This window comes from Rhodonellum sp., from assembly GCF_030656585.1.
In the GTDB taxonomy this organism is placed as follows: domain Bacteria; phylum Bacteroidota; class Bacteroidia; order Cytophagales; family Cyclobacteriaceae; genus Rhodonellum; species Rhodonellum psychrophilum.
Map to the genome: position 1 here is coordinate 1 of NZ_JAUSPP010000084.1, position 21,890 is coordinate 21,890.

Annotated in this window: 15 protein-coding genes; 10 read left to right on the plus strand and 5 right to left on the minus strand. The window is 39.9% G+C overall.

The window, feature by feature from the left end; all coding sequences use genetic code 11:
* The coding region (locus tag Q7J63_RS20650) for a hypothetical protein (RefSeq protein WP_304888910.1) at nt 1-354 on the minus strand (354 nt) is incomplete at its 3' end.
* Nucleotides 355-404: 50 nt separating this feature from the next.
* Between Q7J63_RS20650 and Q7J63_RS20655 the strand changes: the two genes are divergently transcribed.
* From Q7J63_RS20655 to Q7J63_RS20700, 10 genes are all read left to right on the plus strand, one after another.
* The gene (locus tag Q7J63_RS20655) at nt 405-1,442 is read left to right on the plus strand and encodes a RimK family alpha-L-glutamate ligase (protein ID WP_304888911.1); all 1,038 of its coding nucleotides are present in this window, start codon (nt 405-407) and stop codon (nt 1,440-1,442) included.
* Nucleotides 1,443-1,584: 142 nt separating this feature from the next.
* Nucleotides 1,585-2,691, plus strand: a complete 1,107-nt coding sequence (locus Q7J63_RS20660; protein ID WP_304888912.1) for a hypothetical protein — start codon at nt 1,585-1,587, stop codon at nt 2,689-2,691.
* Nucleotides 2,692-2,725: 34 nt separating this feature from the next.
* Entirely contained in the window at nt 2,726-3,658 is a 933-nt protein-coding gene (locus tag Q7J63_RS20665; RefSeq protein ID WP_304888914.1) for a hypothetical protein, read from the plus strand.
* An 808-nt stretch (nt 3,659-4,466) separates the two neighbouring features.
* Entirely contained in the window at nt 4,467-6,398 is a 1,932-nt protein-coding gene (locus Q7J63_RS20670; protein WP_304888916.1) for an LruC domain-containing protein, read from the plus strand.
* Between the two features lie 701 nt (nt 6,399-7,099).
* A complete protein-coding gene (locus Q7J63_RS20675) occupies nt 7,100-8,230 on the plus strand; it encodes a hypothetical protein (RefSeq protein WP_304888918.1) in 1,131 nt (376 codons plus the stop codon).
* Nucleotides 8,227-8,973 (plus strand): hypothetical protein, encoded by a 747-nt coding sequence (locus Q7J63_RS20680; RefSeq protein ID WP_304888920.1) that lies wholly within the window; start codon nt 8,227-8,229, stop codon nt 8,971-8,973. The genes Q7J63_RS20675 and Q7J63_RS20680 overlap by 4 nt, the downstream gene beginning before the upstream one ends.
* Entirely contained in the window at nt 8,970-9,749 is a 780-nt protein-coding gene (locus Q7J63_RS20685; RefSeq protein ID WP_304888922.1) for a YjbH domain-containing protein, read from the plus strand. The genes Q7J63_RS20680 and Q7J63_RS20685 overlap by 4 nt, the downstream gene beginning before the upstream one ends.
* A gap of 11 nt (nt 9,750-9,760) precedes the next feature.
* Nucleotides 9,761-10,909, plus strand: a complete 1,149-nt coding sequence (locus Q7J63_RS20690; RefSeq protein WP_304888924.1) for a hypothetical protein — start codon at nt 9,761-9,763, stop codon at nt 10,907-10,909.
* A gap of 228 nt (nt 10,910-11,137) precedes the next feature.
* Nucleotides 11,138-11,941 carry a YdcF family protein gene (locus tag Q7J63_RS20695; RefSeq protein WP_304888926.1) on the plus strand — a complete coding sequence of 268 codons (804 nt, stop codon included), beginning with the start codon at nt 11,138-11,140 and terminating at the stop codon, nt 11,939-11,941.
* A 206-nt stretch (nt 11,942-12,147) separates the two neighbouring features.
* The gene (locus Q7J63_RS20700) at nt 12,148-12,765 is read left to right on the plus strand and encodes a hypothetical protein (RefSeq protein WP_304888928.1); all 618 of its coding nucleotides are present in this window, start codon (nt 12,148-12,150) and stop codon (nt 12,763-12,765) included.
* A 498-nt stretch (nt 12,766-13,263) separates the two neighbouring features.
* Here the strand turns inward: Q7J63_RS20700 and Q7J63_RS20705 are convergent, their stop codons facing one another.
* The 4 genes from Q7J63_RS20705 to Q7J63_RS20720 all read right to left on the minus strand — a co-directional run bounded on the left by Q7J63_RS20705 (nt 13,264) and on the right by Q7J63_RS20720 (nt 21,598).
* Complete coding sequence (locus tag Q7J63_RS20705; RefSeq protein ID WP_304888930.1) at nt 13,264-14,325, minus strand: response regulator; 1,062 nt, start codon at nt 14,323-14,325, stop codon at nt 13,264-13,266.
* Nucleotides 14,300-15,592, minus strand: coding sequence for a PAS domain-containing sensor histidine kinase (locus tag Q7J63_RS20710; protein WP_304888932.1), 1,293 nt, complete (start codon nt 15,590-15,592; stop codon nt 14,300-14,302). Before Q7J63_RS20710 ends, Q7J63_RS20705 begins: the two co-directional genes overlap by 26 nt.
* 492 nt (nt 15,593-16,084) lie before the next feature.
* On the minus strand, nt 16,085-17,350 hold the full coding sequence (locus Q7J63_RS20715) for a PAS domain-containing sensor histidine kinase (protein WP_304888934.1): 1,266 nt from the start codon (nt 17,348-17,350) through the stop codon (nt 16,085-16,087).
* Nucleotides 17,351-18,256: 906 nt separating this feature from the next.
* Entirely contained in the window at nt 18,257-21,598 is a 3,342-nt protein-coding gene (locus tag Q7J63_RS20720; RefSeq protein ID WP_304888935.1) for a PAS domain S-box protein, read from the minus strand.
* Nucleotides 21,599-21,890 lie beyond the last annotated feature (292 nt).

Here is a 21,890-nt window from a genome sequence, read left to right on the forward strand (position 1 = left end):
AAAAAAACAAAAAAACGATTTAAAAAAATCCTTTTTAATCTGCTCAATCAGTGTCATCAGCGTTCCATCTTTATAGCACGCTGATGACGCAGATTTGGCGGTTGGTCGCTGAAAAAAAAAACAAAAAAATCGATTTAAAAAAGAATCTGTGTAAATCTGCTCAATCCGCGTCATCAGCGTTCCATAAAAATCTGTGTAAATCTGCTCAATCTGCGTCATCTGCGTTCCATAAAAATCTGTGTAAATCTGCTCAATCCGCGTCATCAGCGTTCCATAAAAATCTGTGTAAATCTGCTCAATCCGCGTCATCAGCGTTCCATAAAAATCTGTGTAAATCTGCTGAATCAGCGTCATCTGCGTTCCATCAAAAAATAAATGAAATTCATAGATTCAATTCTTTTTACTTGATCGCCATTCATAACAGTAAAAGCGGTTTTCATCCCGCCTGGATCGCTTACTGTCAGGAGCAGGGCATTCCGTTTAAATTGGTCAATTGTCTCGATGATGACATTATCGGGCAATTGAAGGATGTCAGGGCCTTGCTTTGGCATCATTCCCACATGCTCCCCAAAGATTTGATTGCTGCCAAGCCGATTTTGGCGGCGCTCTCTCATCAAGGCTTCCCTGTTTTTCCCGATTGCAGGACCAATTGGCATTTTGATGATAAATTGGCTCAAAAGTACCTCTTGGAATCACTGGAACTACCGATGGTCAAAACTTTCGCTTTTTATGATCCTAAGGATGCCTTGTCCTGGGCAAGGCAAACCAAATATCCTACGGTACATAAATTAAAGACAGGTTCGGGATCCAGTCAGGTACGTTTGGTGGGCAATTACCATGGAGCCAAGAAGATTATCCTGAAGTCTTTTGGAAAGGGATTCTCGAATTATGCCCCATTTAACAGCCTGAAAGAAAGGATTTATCAATTCAAAAATGGTCATGCGCCTTGGATGAGTATTGTAAAAGGGCTGTTGCGGTTTGTCCACTACCCTGAGTACGCTACTGTTCAAGGGCGGGAAAGGGGCTATGTTTTATTTCAGGAATTTGTCCCCAATAATCCTTCTGATATCCGGGTGATTGTGATCGGCAACAAGGCCTTTGCCATTACCCGATGGGTAAGAAAAGACGATTTTAGGGCTTCAGGTTCGGGTCATTTTTCTCATGACCCTGATTTGATTCCCTTATCGTGTTTGGAATCGGCCTTTAAAGCCAATCAAAAGTTAAAAGGTCAGTGTATTGCTTTTGATTTTGTCATGGATGAAAAACAAACGCCAAGAATCATTGAAATCAGCTATGGATTTTCCCCGGAAGCATTCAGGCACTGTCCGGGGCATTGGGATCAACACCTACATTGGCAGGAAGGCAGGTTTGTTCCCGAGCATTGGATGGTGGAGGCTTTATTGAAAGATTTGGTGGTGACTGGCGCATCCGATCCTAAGTGAAACAATAGGGTTTTCAAGAGGAGGAATTGAGGAAGCCTTAAATTTGGTAGTTGCGTGTTTGCTTTTTTGATAAGCTTGAAAAAACAGCATGACAAGCAGCAAAGGGATCTCACAGTGAAATTTTAAGAAAAAAACGTATTCTATGGACAGCCTACTTCGCCAGCTAAAAAGCAACCTGATCAATATTCCTGGCTGGAAGACCAATAGAAAAATAGTGGTTTTTGAGAGCGATGATTGGGGAATGCAGCGGATGGCCTCAAAGGCATCCTTTAACCGTCTGGAAAAAAAAGGGTATCGAGTCTCTCGTTTGCACTTTGACCGCTTTGACTCCTTGGAGTCCAATGGGGATGTGGGCAGATTGTTGGAGCTGCTTTCAGTCTACAGAGACAGGAGTGGGGCACCGGCTAAATTTACCATGAACATGATCATGGGCAATCCCGACTTCGATAGGATAAGAACCACTGGATTTGAGAAATATTATCACGAGCCTTTTTATCAGACTTTAAAGAGATTTTCGGATAAGGATGAAGTGATGGACCTTTATCGGGAAGGAATGCAGTCAGGATGCTTCAGGATGCAGTTTCATGGGAGGGAACATGTGCATATCAACCGTTGGCTGGCGCGGCTCAGGGCTACTGACCGCTTATACCTGGATGCCTTTGACGAAGGGATGTATGCTTTGGAGAGCGGGCACTTGGATGCCATGGCGATGTATGAAAAAGCAGATATCGCCATTGTCAAGGAAAGTATTGCAGCGGGGATGGTGCTTTTTGAACAAACCTGGGGGTTTAAGTCCGCCTCGATCATTGCTCCCTGCTACACTTGGGGCGATGCTGTGGAGAAAGTATGGGCAGCAAAGGGGGTTGAATTTATCCAGGGTGGACGGGTACAGAAGAGATCCATAGTAGGACAGGAGCATCCCCGGACAAGGAGGCATTATACGGGAGAAAAATCTTCAGAAGGCATGAGGTATATGATCAGGAATGTTAGCTTTGAACCTGTGACTGCACCTCGGCAGAATTGGGTAAATACGGCACTTGCTGAGGTAGCCACAGCTTTCCGTTGGGGAAAGCCTGCCATCATTTCTACGCATCGCTTAAATTATATTGGTTCTTTGGTTCCTGAAAACAGTAAAAAAAACCTGCACTTGCTAGGGACTTTATTGGGTGAATTGATCCGGCTTTATCCCGATATGGAGTTTTTGAGCAGTGATGAATTGGGAGGGATGATCGCATCTGAAAAGGAATAAAATAGATGTTTTTGCTTCAATAAACTCGCCAATTTTGCTTTTAAAAATCTACTACCTCATTCACAGGCTTTACAAAAGTTATCCTGTTAACTCCATTTATTATAGGATCAAGGTAAGAGAGGTCTTTGGGTGGATCATGACCCGTTTGGTCGTGTCGGCGCTGATGCCCGGACACCGGAAATGTTTTGGCGAGATCCAGGAAGACTATCTCATTTCGCTGACTTCCTTTGGAAAGAGGGTTTATGAAACACATAAAACGATACTTTCCCTAAAAAATCAGCATCAGGCAACGGCCAAAATCATATTGTGGCTGGGAGAAGAGGAGTGGAATGTAGGAAATCTTCCAACCACCTTAGCCGTTTTGCTGGATGAAAGATTTGAAATCCGATATGTGGAAAATCTGGGCTCCCACAAAAAATATTTTTTTGCCATGAGGGAATTCCAAAATACACACATCATTATTTGTGATGATGACTATATCTATCCCCCATTATTTGTCAGCTTGTTGATGGCGTCCCATAAGCAGCTCCCGTACGCCGTACATTGCCACAGTGCCAGAAGAATAAAATGCACCTCATCCGGTGATTTTCTTCCCTATGGAAAATGGGTTTTTTCTAAACCTGATACACAAAGGTTTCAGCACAAGTTACTTCCCTTGGGAGGTGGGGGAGTCTTGTTCCCCAAAAGCATGTTTTCTGCAGCTGACTTGACACAACTCAGGGATTTGATAGATGAATTCAAAACCACAGATGATCTTTTGCTTCTTGCCCTACTGTTGGTCAAGGGGGAAAAAGTGCAGCAGTTGGATTATATCAATAAGCTGTTTATCCCTTCCTATCCCCAAAATAAGTATTTGTATTTGGCTAAAACCAATGTGCCTTATCAGAACGATGTGAATTGGGCGAAATTAAATGAGAAGTTCAACCTTGCCCAATATTTTTTACAAGAGAGGGTTGTTGGGATTTAATCCTGGTATTTAACCCGAATTCTAAGACATCGAAAAAGTAACGTAAAGCAGCTAACTTGATTAAGTTAGATGGAAATTTGCAGTAGGTTTTGCAATAGGTGTTGAAACTGCAAGAAAATCAAACCATTTGGAGAATAAGGCATTGTCCCAAAACGGTGAAGTCATAAACCGTCGACAACCGACTGATTTTGAAGTGTTTTCAGTTTGGAACGGGATTGGAAATACATAAAACGGGTTTCAGTAAAAAAAAGCGCTGCGCACCATTGCCTGAAAAAATCACGTTGGAATGAAAGTTTCATGCAAAGGATAGGAATAATAGAAAGTCAAAGTGCGGCTTAGAGAAAAAGTGTTGGGAATTACAACAAAAAGTATGAAACTGATCTTGTAGTAACTCCTGAAACTCCACTTAATTAACAAATAAATGCACTACGTATATTAAGTAATATTTGCATGGAAATGGTTCGGTTTTTTGTAGCCTTTTTTGTAAGCAGAAATAAAAATTTGAAATATGAAACATTGTTTAAGGTTCCTTTTGGTTGTCCCCTTGTTTGTGTTGTCCTCCTGCTTGTTTGAAGAGACTACAAATGACATCAATAAATTGACTGCATCATCAGTTGATTTTTACGGAATGAAAATATTACCTCATTTTGATTTTAGTTCGATAGACGCCGTCAATTTGAGCGTGCAGTTTAAACTGATGGGTGGAATTCCTTATGAAGGGGCAAATTTTGTGGCCTATAGCGGGAAACCTACCAAAGCTGGAGGAGGATATGACTTTTCTAAATCTGCAAAACATGCAACATTTCATTTGGACAAAGACGGGAATTTTTCCTCTCCCTTAAAAATCGCCAAAAACATCAATACGCTTTACTTATACTCTGCCTCATCTGGGATCAACCAGGTATATGAGGTGACACGCAGTGGTAAGGATTTTAAATTTTCCTACGAAATCCCCAAAGATCCAAAATCTTCAGCGGGAACGAATCCTTTGTCTTTGAGAACAATTCCAGGATACTCTACCTTGAGCACAAATGCCTGGAATGATAGTGGCTTGCCAACGGTTGGACTTCATAATAAATTTATTCAATCCGGGTTTTTAAATAGATTGGATATTTTGTTTGCTGTCTCAACCGGCCCCCAGACCAATCTTAATAATTTAACTTTTGAAAGTAATGCCAATGGTAGACAAAGAGCAGTGGGCTTTAATTCGACAACATTTACTACTATATATGAGTTTTTTGCAACTTTTGGACAAAACGTTGTACTTGAACAAAATTTTGTTTTACCGAAAGCCACCTCCGTCGAGTTAACGTTTCTGGACTCCGACAGACGGTATAATCATTCGGTTGGATACAAATATAAAAAGCCAGGTGATGTAAATTTCACTGAGGTTATTACTTTTCCAAATACCGGAAACAATGGCGAATCACAACCTGTACTTCTTACCGGCCATTCCATAAGTTTGAAAGATGTATCAAATGGCTCTACAATTTTCCCTATAGGCACTGAAATAGGACTATTTATTTTGGAAAGAGCATTTGATTCAAGCAATGGGAGTTTGGACACAAGTAAATTAAAGATTAGTCAGGATGCAGAAACTGACCAAAAAGGAGACAATCAAAATATTACCAGAAGATTTGTTGCACTAAAATATCCCTCTTTCTCAGGTGGGGTTTCTGTCGATCATCCCATTTCCTTAACAAATTCTATAATCGTTGGTTTTGAACAAAATTACAGAGCTGATTATCCAGCCGGATTTTCTGCAACAGGTGATTTCGTTCTTAATACGGACTATGGCGACGTGAAATTGATGTTGACATTTCCTTCTTTAAACCCATCTGAATTTTCCTCTTTAGCGGAAAAAAACCCCGGAACTCCATTACCTTCCATGCCTTATTATAATAATTTTTTAGGGATTGAATTGTTTAATTATACTTACCACCCGGCAGAAAATGCCTACACCAGGGTAATGTTTGAAGACAACTGGCCGAGTCTTGGAGATGCGGACTTCAACGATATGGTAGTGGATTATAACTATGTGGTAAAAACTGGTACCCGTTCATTGATCGGGGAAGTGGAAATGGATTTCAGATTAATAGGTGTATCTGCTGCCTATAATAATTCCTTCGGGGTTAGACTAATCGGTATGCCTGCGCATCATAGCCTTAAGATGACCAATAGATCGCCTGCAGATATTGCTTTGCCAATAGCGGAAAGTATACCCGGAAGTTTTATTGTCTTTAAAGATGTAAACACCATAATCAACAATGATTGTTTAAATACACCGGATCGTACTAAAAATGGTGTTTGTGCTGAGGCATTTGATGATGATTATAATGTTAAATTCTCCGTGGTGTATGACAGAACTGCTGTTTTGGCTGATTTCTCCTTCAGTCCTTTTATCTATGTGAATGGGAATAGGGGCAGAGAAATCAATCTGATAGGAACATCTCCTTCTACTTTGGCTGACTCGAGGTATTTTGGCCAAGGAAGTGATGATACCGGTGTTGGGACATCCTACTCTACGAAAGCGATTAATACCATGGGATTTGGTCAGGGGCTCCCTTGGGCGATCCAAACGCCTGCACAAATTGAACTGCCAAAGGATCGGGTGCAGATCAATCTTGCCTATCCTGATTTGGTTCAGTGGGCGACCACCGGGGCTGTTTCTGGCCCGGGGAACTGGTATGATACCAAAGCTGCTGAGAAAACGAACCGAAATAAGGGGAAGAGGCCATAGGTTTCATCTTATTTGATGCAGTGCAGGTTTGATAGTTTAAATTTCATTTGTTTTCTATACTATTCAAAAGGTTACCTGATGGTTCGGGTAACCTTTTTAACTTTTGTTCCCTTTTTATTAGTTCATGTTTCGGCCATCAAGCCTAGATCAAGAAAAATAAAGCTTTTGAACCCGAATTCTAAGACATCGAAAAAGTAACGGAATGCATCTAACTTGTTTAAGGCAGTTGAAATATGCATCAGGCTTCCAAATGAGGTTGAAATTGAACCCAAAATATGCATTAGAATTCCTATTAGTGTTGTAACTGTAAAATAATCAGACTATTGGGGAATATGTATCGTCCAATAGGGTGAGGTCAAATTACAGAAAACAACCTACTGATTATTAAGCAATTTCAGACAGGAATAGAATTGATATTGCATAAAACGGGTTGAAAGTAAATCAGGTTTTTTGGGGAAAAAGGATTGGCATAACAGGGGTTTTTAACCCGATAAAAGGCATAAACAATTTTTGAATTGAATGATAGAATTGATAATCCACAATGCAGTTAGATACACAAATTAAATGTGCAGTAAAAAAAAGTAATTTTTGAGACACCTTTTATTTACATAAATCATCAGCCTGTTGCTTTGAAGTCAGTGTAATTTGGATAGGGCTTCAAGTCAAAATATATTTATGTTCCAATTTTACCTTTAAATTATATGTTTTTTCAACATCCTATAAGTACCCATCTTTCCAGATTATCGAGGCGTTTGCTTCCGGCTGTATTTGCGGGCATGTTTTGTCTGTTTGCCTGTGCTCCAATGGACCTGGACAATATCGCTCCTTACAAATACGTGATCAATGACTTTAATGACAAAGGTGATCTGCCAGAGGTAGAAAAAGAGGTACCTGAGCGCAGTATTTTTGAACCTGGTGGCATTACACTGTCCGCTGGTACGATGGAATTGGTAGAAGACATTCTTACGGCAGTTCTAAGGGATAATCTGAAGGTCGAAAATGAGAGGGTATTAAAAAATTTCACCGATTTGCGGAATCCTGCCCTGATGGATGCAAGGTTAAGAGAAATCAATGTCCGAGATGTTGACAATATTCTTGACACCACGATCCCCTTGGAGAAATTGTTTACAGATTTATTTTTTCTCGTCGAAGAAAATAGTGCTTTAGCGGCTTATTTGCCTACTTATGTGCCTCCAAAGATTGATGGGATTATTTTTAATTTTTATGACATCCCTCCTCGGCCAGATGCCAGATTAAGTCTGGGAACTTCAGATCATTTGAAAGAATTTAAATTTAATTCTGTTTACAGCGCAAATCCCACACTTGTCACGCCTTGCAGCGATGCCATAGAAGTGGTCTATCAGGAAACGCTGAATCTTCTTGTAAGCCAATCCGAACAGCAGATTCTCCAAAGCCAAGAGTTTTATGAGGGCATTCGGGAGGATATTTTGAATATCAAATCTGAACGCTTTGCTTTCCTGACGGATACCCTTCAGGGAAGTGTAGATGAACTGAGGAGGCTTGGTATTGCTGTGAATATTGCCTCCAATGAATTGTTGGCAGAAGGAAAAATAACAGAGGAGATTTATTATGGAGTCAAGGTGTTTTTGGTTGCATTTCTGGTGAAGTCAAGGCAAAACTTGATTATGATGGAGGACACCATTACAGCGGCTATTGACACTATTTACCAAATAGATATTGGCAGAACGGATCAGGCTTACAACAATTTCATCGAAAAACTCATTGCTGTTTTTGATGAAGTCATCAAGGATTTGAATAGTACTAAAATCGGAGCACTTAACAATTGCCACAATCAAGGAGGGGGATCATGATAGGAATAAATAATTCAAGGTTAAAGTATAGTTTCTTGGTCTGCACACTGTTTCTGTTTTTTTATATCCCGATGGAGGTAAGCGCACAGGTCAAGCTGGAAAATGTCTCCATAGGCTCTTCGCTCTGGTTGAGGTCTTACAACACCCCTGATGAGAGATCCGCCTTGGTCAATCCCCCTACTGAGGAAGGTTCGCTTAATCCCACCCACATCACCTCCCTGGCCGCAGAGCTTGCTTTAAGTGAAAAATTCTCCCTGCTGTCAAGGGTGGGTTATGGAACCGGTAAGTATGAAACTGCTTTTGTGGTAGGTGATTTGATCAGAAAGGAAACTATCAGCCAAAGGATAATTCCCACGAGTATTGGCATAAACTACAATATATTTTTTTCTGACTCCCTAGACAGTGAGGATGAATCCTCCAAGAAGATTTCTCTCTTTGTCGGTGCAGGCCTGAACAGGTATTTTATCCAGCACAGCATTTCCAGAGAAGTGAACTTTGGCCCGGGAGGTTTTAATGATATCTCGTTTGTAGGCAATAACTATGGCGCTTATTTGCATGTGGGAGTTCGGAAACCCCTAAGTGATCGATTTGACTTGATGGCAGATCTTCGCTACAATACCGGGTTTTACCACCACAAGGTTTATCCCGATGAATTAAACGGAGGGTCGATAAGAAAAAAAATCAGTGCGAAAGGCGCTGAATTTGGAATACGTCTGGTGTACAAATTCAATCATAACCAATGACGCAATCAGGTTTTTGGACCTCAATGATTTTTGTTTGTTTGTTGTTTTTTTTTAACTCCAAGCATGTCCAAGCCCAATTCAATTTCTTGGGGAAACCTGGTCTGGTGATGACGCCCAAGCCAGGTATTTCTGATGAAAAGGAGTATTTCTATTTGGGAACCTCCTATGTTCCTAAAAAATTTGCCCTCAATAATTTTGTGAGGAGGATTGATGAAGAGGACTATTTTGTTGGAAATCTTGATTTTGCCTCACGTGTCAGGATTAATGCCGTGCTGACCAGGCCCAGAAATATAGACCGCATAGGGATAGGGGACAGGCATCTGGATGTGCAAGTGGACTTGATTTATCAGCGTGGATGGCTCCCCAACGTGGGTGTGGTCATTACCCCGGAATTCAATGGTTCTGCTTCCCTGAATCACAATGCAATCTTGCTCTCCAGGTATTTTGACCTGTCAAAAGATTTTAGATTGGAATTTTCTGGGGGATACGGTTTACCTGTGGTATTTATGAAACCTTTTAGGGGTCTTGGCTTGGACGAAACCAAGTTTCAATGGGTTGATAAGGCACTCCTTGGCAACCATTATCTCAATGATTTTTTTGGAGGTGTCCAATTAAGTGCATGGAATAGCCTTTGGATTACCGCTGAATATGATGGTCGATTTTACAATGCAAGTGCAAGTGTTTTGCTTTTCAAAAGTTTGCATTTTCAAACAAGATTACTCGGTTTGGAAGCTTTCTCATATGGTTTTGGGTATAGATTTCTATTGAAAGATTAAGGCAATATCCTATGAGAGTTTCAGTACTGACTTACATGTTGCTTGTTTTTGGCTTTATGTCAAGCTTCAAATCCTATGCTCAGGCCGATTTAATTTCGCTGGAAGAGCAGCTCAGCAAAAATGGGTTTGAGCAAGTTGTATTAACGCTTCTCAGCACTGATCAGGATTTCATCCTTTATTTTGAACATAGGGCATACCGCAATCCTTTGGATGCGATGAAACTGGCCAGAAGATTGTCAGAGGAAATCGGGGTGATCGTGAAAGTTTATGTGCCGCTCCACATGGGGGTGCCTTTAGGGAGCTATGAGTTTGATGGGAATGGTTTTGTTGGAAAGACACTGTCAGAAAACAGAAAAAGAGAATTTTCTTATGCGTATAAGGCAGACAAGTATAGGTTTAATTTTTACATGTTGCCTGAAGTCCAAAGTAGGTTTGGATATTACGAACGGCCCTTACAAACCAAGATCAATTGGATTACGGCTACTACCGTTAATTTGGGTAGGGGGTTCGGATTGCACACCGGGATATTGGTTCCCATAGTCAATGAACTGGATAGTCAGGAAAAAAACATCAGATTGGCGCCCACCTATTTAAGCACTTTTTCCAATTTCTTGCCCAATCACTATCTTCTGAGCCATACAGGTCTTTTTTACAATGATCGATTTGGCGTAAATCTTCAGTACCGTTTTTTTGATGCGGACAAAAGATGGAGTTTTGGATGGGAACTGGCAGTTTCAGGTTTTTATATTTTGCCCTCTTCCGGTTTGTATATGGAGGGTTTAAATGACGAAATGGTCCTCTTCGATTTCGAGTATTATTTCCCCAAGGAGATGCTGACTTTGAAACTGCAAGGGGGGCAATTTATGTATTTTGACCGGGGGGCGAGGCTTGACCTGATCCGGCAATACGGGAGAGTGGATGTTGGCTTGTATGGGGTAAGCACCACCAATGGTTTTAATGCTGGATTTATGCTGCATCTCCCTCTGGTTCCCAGAAAAATATTAAGGTCCAAAAAGGCTGAACTCAGAATGACAGAATCCTTTAAGTGGTCCTATTTCTTCAATAATGAGGGCAATATAGGAACCCGGGTCAGATCTGGTCCTATGCTTTCTGATATTACGCGGCAGCATCGGTATTTATTTATCAAAAATCAAAGGTGATTTGGCATTTGTCAATTGAACCCAAAATATGCATTATGTCTCCAAAAGGAGATTGAAACTGCAAGAAAATCCGCCTATTTGGAATAACACGCATTTTACAGTGAGGTGAAGTTGGAAACAGTTTGTAAGCTATTGATTTCTAAGCTATTTCAGATGGTAATGAAATTCTTACTGCTTATTGAGGGTTGAAGCTAGGTCAATATCATTCTCCTTTTGAATAACATGTGTATGTTGGTTTTGACATCAGTACTTTCAGGTTTCTTTTTCTCGGTAGAATTTGTTTTGCTTCTGCTGCTGCTTTTCTTTTTTTTTAAGAAGGAAAAAAGCCCTGCTGTCAGTTTACTAGGCTTGCTGTTTTTTTTGATCCTCATGTCTCCATTGAGCGCTAAGTTGGTGCATTGGCAGGAAAGGAAATTTGTTTCGCTGCAGGAAGTGCCAGAGGATTTTCCCGTTATCTTGGTTTTGGGAGCGGGGGGCGTGCCTGAGGAAGGACTTTCGGTCTATCAGCGGCTGGATCATGCTGTCCTGCAAAGGACACTTGAGGGGATCAGGCTTTGGAAGCTCCATCCGGAAAAACTTTTGGTCTTTTCTTCCAGGGGCAGGGAGGGTTTTGTCTCGCAGGCTTCCATGTATGCTGCAGTGGCGATGGAGCAGGGTGTGGATCCCTTACAGATTCAACTGATCGAAAAGGGAGTGACGACGGAAACAGAGGCCTTGGATTTTATCGGGGAGTTTCCTGAAGTTAGAAAAATAGTATTGGTAACGTCAGCCCTGCATTTATCCCGAGCCTCCCGGATCTTTGAGCGTGTAGGTCTGGAAGTAATTGCTGCTCCAGCAGATTTTCAAATAAAAATCCATCCCGGTGGCAATCGCCTGAACTGGTTTCCGTCCCTGCGTGCGCTGGTGAAATGGAATGCGCTCTTGCATGAAGGGATAGGTTTGTTGTGGGTTGAAATTCGTGTAATGTTGGGGATTTTCCCCGTTTCAGAAGTGTTGGTTTCAGGGAAGCTTCACGTTGAGGCAAACCAATGAAGAGATGGTTTGCCTAGCATGTGCTGTTGTTTTCAGATTGCTTAGGTTATGTTCTCTCTTTTTGAAAAAAATGAGTCTTTGGTCCATGGAACCAAAGTTTTGGTTTGTGGGGGCCTTGCTTGGATCCTATGGCTCATTACGCCTTTTTCCATTTAGGGAATTGGCAGTGCCCAAGAATTGGATGTTCCATTTTATTTAAAAAAGTTTTGATAAACGTGATTATTGTAGGCTCTTCTCGGTTGGGGCTGGACATCTTGCAATTGATTGAAAATTCACATTCCTGTTTTGAGTATGTGTTTTCAGGATATGTCGATGATCAGGGTCCGGCGCCGCTGTACCAGGATGTCAATATGATGTATCTGGGGAAAGTAAAAGATTTGATCGTGCAGCCTAAGGACAAGTATATCATCGCTGTCGACAGTGTTGCTTTGCGGATCAAACTTGTTGAATTTATTTCCGGGGCAGGTGGAAACTTTTTAAGTTATATCCACCCTACAGCAGTTTTGGGCAATTCCGTGACCAAGGGAGAGGGGGTATTTGTGGGCCCTTACTGCTTTGTGGCAGACCATTGTCATCTTGGAAGTTTCTCTGTTCTCAAATCAAGGAATCTTATTCGCAAATACGCATCCATTGGGATGTTTTGTCTGCTGGCGGAAAATGCTTTGGTTGGTAAGGGGATTTCCCTTGGGGTCGGCAATTACCTCGGTGAGGGTTCGGTGATCAAATCCGTCAAGACAAGTTTTCCTGTCGAATACTCCGGGCTTGAAAAGGAGAATCCAATAAATTTTCAATGGGACCATATCCCTTGGATTAGTCTCAATTGAATTTTCCTCTAGGGATATATGGGGAGCTGCGGGAAGAATACTGGCCTTTAACCCGTTTTATGCATTACGAACTCAATTCAACAGTATAATTCACTGATGCTCAATTGGCTGTTGATTGTTTCTGACTTCACCCTTTTGGTATCAGGAATTTTCTCCCAATAGTTTGATTTTCTTTCAGTCTCAATCCCATTTGGAAACCTCTTGCATATTCCATCTAACTTACCTCATGTTAGATCCTTTAGGTTACTTTTCCGTTGTCTTAGAATTCGGGTTTAAATAGGGTTTGATTTCCTTAAACATGCATGATGCCGTAGGAATTCAATTGGGTTTAAAACTTCAAAAAAGTCGGTCTATTGGGGGGATAGGAAGTATTGCCTTTATGGGGATTCAAAAAATGAAAATAATTGGATTTGAATATTCAGCCATTTCTGGCTGGATCAGAATTGTTGATGCACCTAAAGGGGCAAAAGCAATCAGTGGATTAGTGCAATTTGAAAATTAATCTTCCATGGCATTCCCGGCATTTGGAAAGATGATTTTGGCTATAAAATTTCCTTCGGCATTAACCGAACAGGACAATTTTGCTTTGTTGATCCTGCAATATTCTTTGCATAAAAACAAGCCCAGACCCAATCCCCTTCGCTCATGTACTCCTCCGGATGGTTGGGCAAATGCGGTTATCGGGATCTCCTCGGTTTGTATCAGAATCGTTTGCTGGTTTTTGACGGATAATTCGTTTCCAAACCATTCTACCTGAACCTTATTGGAATCCGATTTGAATTTCAGAGAATTTTCCAGCAGTTCTCGGATGATGAACTGAATCTGTTCCGGGTCAAAAACAATGTTCTGGGTCATAGCGGTATGAGCCAAAAAGCTCTCCTTCCCAAATTCATTGAGGGTGTCAAGAACCAAATCACCCAAATTGATCGAGCTGGGTTTGGGCTGTAATTTACCGAGATTGGTAAACAGTGGGGTTTTTGTAAAACTGGAATGGATCCATTTTGCAGATGTAAAGGCCAAATTAACAAGTTGGGACACTTCATTGACCTCCATCGGAACGGTCGCGGTTTTGAGCTTTCCAAGAACGTTGAGTAAAAGAGATATAGGACTTGTTGTTTTGGAAAGGGAGTGAGAGTGTTCAATCCCCTCTTCTTTTTCATTCATCAAAGAAGACCATAAAATTCTTTCATTTTTTTTATCCAATGCCGCAAAAATGGCATTCAAGAGAAGACGGGCAGAAATGGGTTTGGTGAGGTAATCGTCAGCCCCTTCTTGTAGGCCTATTGCTTTGTCCTCTGCGCTGACTTTTGCACTCAGGAAAATAAATGGGGTATGTTGATTTTTTTTTTCAGCACGGAAAATTTCTATAAACTGAAATCCATCCATCTCCGGCATCATGATATCGCAAAGGATCAAGTCTACATCCTGATTCTTTATTTTAAAAAGAGCCTCTATTCCGTTTTCTGCGGTGAGCACAGAAAACCCATGATACTCCAGAATTTCTTTGAGGTTCTGTTGAAGCTCAATTTCATCTTCAATCAGCAATATTTTCTCTTTCATATGGAAGGTTAATGGCAAAAACAGAGCCCCTTTTTTCTGTGCTGGAAAAGTTTATTTTTCCGCCCAGATTCTTGACCAAATCCTTGACTATACTAAGCCCCAAGCCAGTCCCTTTGATATTGCTCACATTGGATGCTCTAAAAAAAGCATCAAAAATAAACTTTTTCTCATCTTGGGGTATTCCGATCCCAAAATCTTCGATTTGGATTTCGACCCATTTCTCTTTCGGGATCATTTTCAATATCGGTTTTGGAGATCCTACCGGAGTATATTTTAGGGCATTGCCAATCAGGTTTCGAAATACATGAGATAGGGACGTTAGGTCTGATTTTACAAAAACGGGCTCAATTCCTAAATCAAGTTGGATTTTGGAATCATTTTCATCCAATCCAAATTGATTTAAGGCCAAATGGAGAAGTAGGCTCTTGATATCCACATCCATTTGACGAAAAGTAAGTTTCCCTTCATTGTTCTTTTCAAGGAGCACCACATCAGAGATGATCTGGTTGAGACGACCGATTTGGATATCGATTTTCTTTATTTGTCTGATCAGCCCTTCCTTTACCTTTTCCTCTTTTACCCCTTCGGAAAACATTTTCATTAAATCCGCTGAGCTTAAAATGATTGCGAGCGGAGTACGGAGTTCATGGGAAGTCATCGAAATGAATTTTGATTTCAGCTGATTGAGTTCAATCTCTTTTTCAAGGTTTATTTTGAGTTCCTCCAAATTTAGCTGCTTGTCCGTAATGTCCGTGACTGTGAGGAGGCATTGGTCTTCATTCCCCTTATCCACTACTATCGTCAGTTGGGTATAAATCGGAGAATCACCACTTCCCAATAACCCGATTTCGATACCTCCCTTAGTCTTGCTTTCAAATGCTTTTTCTAGAAACAGATTGAATACAAGGTTTTCTTCATTTGGTATATATCGATAAAAAGGGGTGTTCTTAAGGGCAGATCTTGTTTTCCCCAGCATTTTGGCCCCACTTAGATTCATTTCCAGGATTATACCTTTATTGGAAAGAGTGAAATAACCAATAGGAGCAAAATCATAGAGTGATGTGTATTTTTGGGCAATACCTTCGGATTGAAGTTTAGCAAGCTTCAATTCTTCGTTTTGAAGTTCCAGCTCAATCTGGTAGACTTCCAGTTCATGGATCAATCTTATAGCATCCGCTTCTGTTGGAAGGGAATTGATTTTCGGGGTTTTTTTCTGCAAAATTTCTTCTGCTCTTTCATAAAGCTGACTATGATTTAAATAATCCATAAAAAATTTTTCTATAATAATAGATAAATATTTTTTCTAATCCTATATTAAGGTATAATATTTTGATTTTAGAGATGAATGGCTCGAATCATTAATAAATATTTGTTTTAGGTGTTTATAAGTTAAAGGCTTGGTGTGAAAGATTAAAGTGGAAAAGTTTTATTTTTAACCCGTTTTGTGCATTGCGAATGCGGTTCCCTACTTGATTTATTTGGCAATCAATAGGTGTTGACTATTATTGACTTCGCCATATCAGTGTTAGGAGTTGTTTTTCCAATGGTCTGATTAAATACCCTTAAGTAGCCTATTTATATTATGGGTTTGACAGCCTAAACGCTTTGTTTTAAATTCGGAAGATTTATACCTATCCACTATTGTGAAAATTGTATTTATTTTCTGGGAAATGGGCTGAATACAGTTGAAATCCAATATTCTTAGTTTATCTTTTTTTGCAACTGACCCATTTGTTTATTGGCAAAGTAGCGGGTATCCCTAAAATATAATATTGTTTCTTTCATAAGGAATCAAAATCAGAAAAGCACTTCCTTTATTTTCTGTACTAGAAATGGTTATTTTGCCTCCCAGTTTTTTGACCAGATCATTGACGATACTCAGTCCCAAACCAGAACCTTTTATATTTCTTACATTGGAAGCCCTGAAAAAGGTGTCAAAAATAAATCTGACCTCTTTTTGGGGTATCCCAATCCCGAAATCAATTACCTGTACCTCAATGGATTGCTCTTTCCGGGTCAGTTTTAAAATCGGCTTTGGAGATCCTTCCGGCGTGTATTTCAGGGCATTTTCAATCAGGTTTCTGAATACATGGAATAAAAGTGTAGGGTCTGATTTTAGAAGCACGGGCTCCATCCCCAAGTCAAGCTGTATTTTCGACTCATTGCCCGTCATTCCAAAATGGTTGAAGGCCAGCTGGATAAATAGGCTTCTGATATCGACCTCGATTTGATGGTTCCCAACTTTATCTTCATTGCTTTTTTCAAAAATCATTACATCAGAAAGGGTTGTTGTCAGCCGACTTAGCTGGATATGGATTTTTCTGATCTGCTTCAATAGCCTTTCCGATGTTTTTTCTTCGATCATCCCATCGGAAATTATTTCCATCAAATCCGCTGAACTTTGAATGGTTGCCAGTGGAGTACGGAGTTCGTGGGAAGTCATGGAAATGAATTTGGTTTTCAAATCATTGAGTTCAATCTCCTTTTCCAGTCTCCTATTGAGTTCTTCCAATACCAACTCTCTTTCTGTAACATCCCTTGAAGTCAATAAGAAAACCTGAGGTTCTCCTTTTTTATGAGCAAGAGGTTTCCAAAGTATTTCCAGCTTGATTTCTTTTCCTGTAATCCCATGCTTGAGGGGGACGATAAATAGATGTTGCTTCGTGAAGCCCGTTTTTTCTTTTGGATTGGAAGGAAGGAATTCCAAAAAGTTTGTCACTATAAATTCATCCATCTTTAACCCTGTGATTTTTTCCAAGGAAGGGGAGGCAAAAATTGTTTTCAAATTCAGATCGTGGAGTGTAATGAGATCCTCCATATTTTCCGAGAAAAGCCGATATAAATTTTCAGAATGATTACCGGCAAGTTTCAATTCTTTGTTTTGAATTTCCAATTCGATCTGATGGATTTCTAATTCATGGATGAGGCTTAAGAGATCCAATTCGGTTAGGTTTGAATTGATATTTGAAGCTCTTTCCTTGAAGATCGACTCTGCTTTTTTGCGAAGGTGGTTTTTATTAGACATAGAGAAAGGATCCGTTTTTTAGAACTAAAGTTTGGAGTTGAAAAGGGTGTGTCATCTGTTGAAAATCAAATCGGATTTTTTCCACTCACAATATTAAACGTAAAAGTAAAATGAATTAATAAATATTTCGTTTATTAATTCGGTATAATATACCCCATATTTAATTTGTAAACGAAATCAATCAATTAAATTATTGGGATTAGGTGTTCACTGCTTTTTTTTCTTAAAAAGGGGTTATGCATTGCGATTTCAAAAACAGCCTGAAATTGCTTCATTATCAGTCAATTTTTTGTGTTTTTGATTTCAACAGGTCGGTAATTTGCGTTCTTCTCCAAATCGTTTGATTTCTATACATTTTCAAGTCCTTTTGAGAAATCCGAAGCATAATTCCATCTAAATTGCTTCAACCCGTTTTATGCATTACGAACTCAATTCAATGTTGTAATTTACTGATAATCAACTAGGCGTTGACTATTTTTGACTTCACCCTATTTGAGTCAGGAATTATTCCCCCATTAGTCTGATTTTCTTTCAGTTTCAATCCCAATTGGAAACCTATTGCATATTTCGGGCTCAAGTTAGATGCATAACCTTACTTTTCCGCTGTCTTAGAATTCAGGTTAAAAAAAGATTGGAGAAAGGGCATCCAGAGCCTTTCTCCAATCTTTTTCTACCATGATTTTATCCTAAAAAAAATGAGACGCTGTGGATTTCTCTCCAAAGGTTGTAGAATCTGTAAAAATAGAAATCCAGGCTTCTATGGTTGCAGGATCAAGTAAGAAACCAAGTCCACTATTTGATCCTAAATTTAAAAAGGAGCCATTATTCCGTTGGTGGTGCTGAGGGTGGAGCGACCAGTCGATGCTAGAATTTTTAAGGGGGTTTCGCTCGTTTAATAGGTCAACCTCAATCAGCAATATTCCTTCTTTCATTTGGAATGCAAATAGTGAAGGTAGAACCTTTGTTTTCTATGCTGGAAAAGGTCATTTCCCCCCCCAATTTATTGACCAGTTCATTTACGATACTTAGGCCCAATCCAGTCCCTTTTATATTCTTTACATTAGAAGCCCTGAAAAAAGTATCAAAAATAAATCTAGCCTCTTCTTTGGGGATTCCGATTCCAAAATCCACGATTTCTACCACACTGGATTTTTCTTTCTGGCTCAATTTTATAATCGGTTTAGGAGATCCTTCTTGGGTGTATTTTAGGGCATTTTCAATGAGGTTTCTGAATACATGGAACAAAAGGGTGGGATCTGATTTTAAAAATATGGGCTCAGTTCCCAAATCAAGTTGGATTTTTGGCTCATTTTCAGTCACTCCAAATTGATTGAATATTAACTGGATCAGCAGACTTTTGATATCCACGTCCATTTGATTGTAAACAATTTTTCCTTCATTGTTCTTTTCAAAAAGGATCACCTCAGAAATGATTTGGGTAAGACGACCCAGCTGAACATGAATTTTTCTAATATGCTTCGTCAAGTCTTCCTGAATTTTCTTTTCTTTTACTCCTTCGGAAATTATTTCCATCAAATCTGCTGAGCTGAGAATGGTGGACAGTGGCGTACGGAGTTCATGGGAAGTCATGGAAATAAATTTGGATTTCAACTGATTGAGTTCAATCTCCATTTCCAAGCTTTTTTTGAGTTCTTCCAATACCAATTCTCTTTCTGTTACGTCTCTGGAAGCAACCAGATAGGAGCTTAGTTCTCCTTGTTCCGTATAAATGGGTTTCCAAAGCATTTCCAGCTTTATTTCCTTTGCCGTAATCCTATGTTTGAGGGGTATGATAAATCGGGGATACTTGGTGAAGTCCGAATTCACATTTGGCTTAAAATTAAAGAAGCTGAAAAAATCCCTGCCTATAAAGTATTCCGGGTCAAAACCTGTAACCTTTTCAAGGGAAGGGGACGCATAGACAGTTTTAAAATCCAAATCTTGTAGCGAAACGATATCATCGATGTTTTCGGAAAGAAGTCGATACATTCTTTCTGATTCCTTAAGCCTTAATTCTGCCTTTCTTTTTTGCCGTGTCAAATTAAGAGAGGCAATTAAATTGGCATAGCTGGAAAGAAAAGGCTTCAGAAAGTCCACGTCTTCCTGGGAATAAGGTTTCTCCTTATTCGCAAGCCCTGCCATTCCCACAAAACGGTCTCCTTTAAATATTGGAATACCCAGAAATCGTTTTAATTCTGGATGTCCCTGAGGCGTTGCTTGGGGGCTCCTTCTCGGATCTTCTGAAACTTCATTTGAAATGATCAGCTTTTCGTTCACCATTACCCACCCGAAAAGAGAATCGAGGTTTCTGAACTCCATGCCAGACTTAAAATTTTCTTGATAATAGTCCTCTATTTCAGCATTCCAGGCAACATTGCTGATGGCATTGGTTCTTAAGAAAGGCTGTCCTTTTTCATCGTACAAAACCTCTCCCAAAAAGCCAAACGAACTGTCCGTAAATCCGATTAGGCTTTTCAGCAGCATTTGGAACGTATCTTGGATCTCATTGTCCATTGAAAAATCCATTTGGGTCTGATTTATGGCCTGAATCACATCATTCATCCGAGTCATTTCCAGTTCGCTCAGTTTTCTTTTGTTGATATTGTAAAAAACGATCGCCCGGGCTTTACCTGATTTGTAAGGGATCAATTCACTGCTTAGACTATACCACTGTTGGCCTTCCTTGGTTTCGAGAAGGATCTCGTAGTTTGAGAAATTGGGATTTGACTGAAGAAATGCGACAAAAGCAGCTTTTGATTCTACCTGGACAATTTCGTCCAAACGATGGTTTTCAACAATTCCCTCCCTTTTTCGATTGCAGTGGAAATTTGTGTCAAAGGAAAAATTACAGTAGAGGAGTTTTAAATCCTTTTCCTGACTCAAGGCAAAGGGGAAAGGAAGATTTTCTGTGATTGTTCTAAACCTATCTTCAGTCTGTTCAAGCTGTTTTTCTTTGTTCTTTTCGTCCGTGATATCGGAAATTCTGCCATGGATGTGAATGGCGACGTTGTCTTGATTGTATTCAATCCCAGACTTATCATATATCCAGGCGATGGAGCCATCTGACTTTGTGATTCGATATTCCAATTCCAAGAATGGAGGCTTGTTTTTTAAAAAGACATCAAAAGCCCGTTGGATTTCAATACGGTCTTCGGGAACAATTTGGAGCCACCAGAATTTGGGAATGGTAAGAAATTCCTCCCGTTTAAAACCGAAGCGTTCAATTTTGTCTGAGACAATCAATACCTGCAAAGTAGCGAAGTCAAGGGAATACAAAACATCTTCCACAGTATCAAACAAGGCCTTGAACTTTGATTCACTCTCTTTCAACAGTTCAAAATTGGTCTGGCTTTGGTGGATATCGTTGATGGTCCCAAAGAATTCAATCCTTCCTCCTTTTGTGATCTTTTTCAAATTGACCCGGATGTGGCGTTCTTCTCCGCTTATTTCTTTTATTCTCGTGAGGAAGGAAACACGCCGCTCTCCGTTGAGATCAAGATTTTTGACCTCTTGATTAAGTTTGCCAGATTCGGATTCGGTAAAAAATTGGGTCAAAGGGATACCTATACAGTCATGGAGACTTCTGCCGGTTATTTTCAACCATGTTCCGTTGAGGTAGGTAATGTTATATTCCGCATCCAACTTGAAGACAATTTCTTCAATGTTGGAAATGATTTGCTTGTATTTTCTTTGATTTTTGACCGCCTTCTTAAAACTTTTTTTCGCAAAAATAAAATTACCCAGTGTAGCTGCAAATGCATGCAAAGCACTTACCTGTTCTGGTGTAAAAAGTTCCTCGCGGGTACAATTGTCAAAACCCATAAAGCCCCAAAAATCATTATTTACCAAAATGGGTATAAAAAGGTAAGAAACGATTTCTTGTTGGGTCATGATCTCTACGAACGTAGCATCGGTGGATTCTCTTACTGATTTATTCAGAACCTTGTTGTTTCGAAGTTGGACTTCCAATTCTGGAAAAACAGTCCAAGGAACTTCAAATAAATTTTCATTGTCCATCTGGGCACTTATTCCTTCTCGACACCACTCGTCCAGATAGGTCAGACAAAATTCGCCCTTCGTATTGAAATTGTTTCGAAAAACGTAAATCCTATCAACTGATGTTGCCTCGCCTAATTTTGGCAAGATCTGGACGATGGCTTTTTTAAGTTTCTTAGACCCTTCCAATAGGGAATAAGATTCCCCAATTCCGGAAAGGATTTTTTCACTTAAGTGGGTCTTGTCAAGCATTTTCTAAGAATTGAAAATCAAATTGGGAAGCATCCATGCTCCTATCGGTATTAAATATTTCCCGAATAAGACTTTGACGCGACTTAAAGATTTTGGTAAATAAATGTTTTGGGTATATTAAGTCTAAATTAGTATTAGGTTTCTGGGTAAAGGTCGAAACTGAAACACAATCAGATCAATAAGAGAATAAGGTCAGGTACACCGATATGGTGAAGTCAAATGTTTTAATCAAAGAATGATTATGACGCAATTTCAGGATGGATTGGAATTGGTATTGCAGAACAAAGGTTAT

What these genes read in the sequence shown, in the direction of transcription:
- Q7J63_RS20675 (WP_304888918.1), top strand. Translation starts at nt 7,100, where the DNA reads ATGTTTTTTCAACATCCTATAAGTACCCATCTTTCCAGATTATCGAGG.
- Q7J63_RS20710 (WP_304888932.1), bottom strand. Translation starts at nt 15,592, where the DNA reads ATGGATTATTTAAATCATAGTCAGCTTTATGAAAGAGCAGAAGAAATT.
- Q7J63_RS20720 (WP_304888935.1), bottom strand. Translation starts at nt 21,598, where the DNA reads ATGCTTGACAAGACCCACTTAAGTGAAAAAATCCTTTCCGGAATTGGG.
- Q7J63_RS20690 (WP_304888924.1), top strand. Translation starts at nt 9,761, where the DNA reads ATGAGAGTTTCAGTACTGACTTACATGTTGCTTGTTTTTGGCTTTATG.
- Q7J63_RS20695 (WP_304888926.1), top strand. Translation starts at nt 11,138, where the DNA reads ATGTTGGTTTTGACATCAGTACTTTCAGGTTTCTTTTTCTCGGTAGAA.
- Q7J63_RS20705 (WP_304888930.1), bottom strand. Translation starts at nt 14,325, where the DNA reads ATGAAAGAGAAAATATTGCTGATTGAAGATGAAATTGAGCTTCAACAG.
- Q7J63_RS20685 (WP_304888922.1), top strand. Translation starts at nt 8,970, where the DNA reads ATGACGCAATCAGGTTTTTGGACCTCAATGATTTTTGTTTGTTTGTTG.
- Q7J63_RS20680 (WP_304888920.1), top strand. Translation starts at nt 8,227, where the DNA reads ATGATAGGAATAAATAATTCAAGGTTAAAGTATAGTTTCTTGGTCTGC.
- Q7J63_RS20660 (WP_304888912.1), top strand. Translation starts at nt 1,585, where the DNA reads ATGGACAGCCTACTTCGCCAGCTAAAAAGCAACCTGATCAATATTCCT.
- Q7J63_RS20715 (WP_304888934.1), bottom strand. Translation starts at nt 17,350, where the DNA reads ATGTCTAATAAAAACCACCTTCGCAAAAAAGCAGAGTCGATCTTCAAG.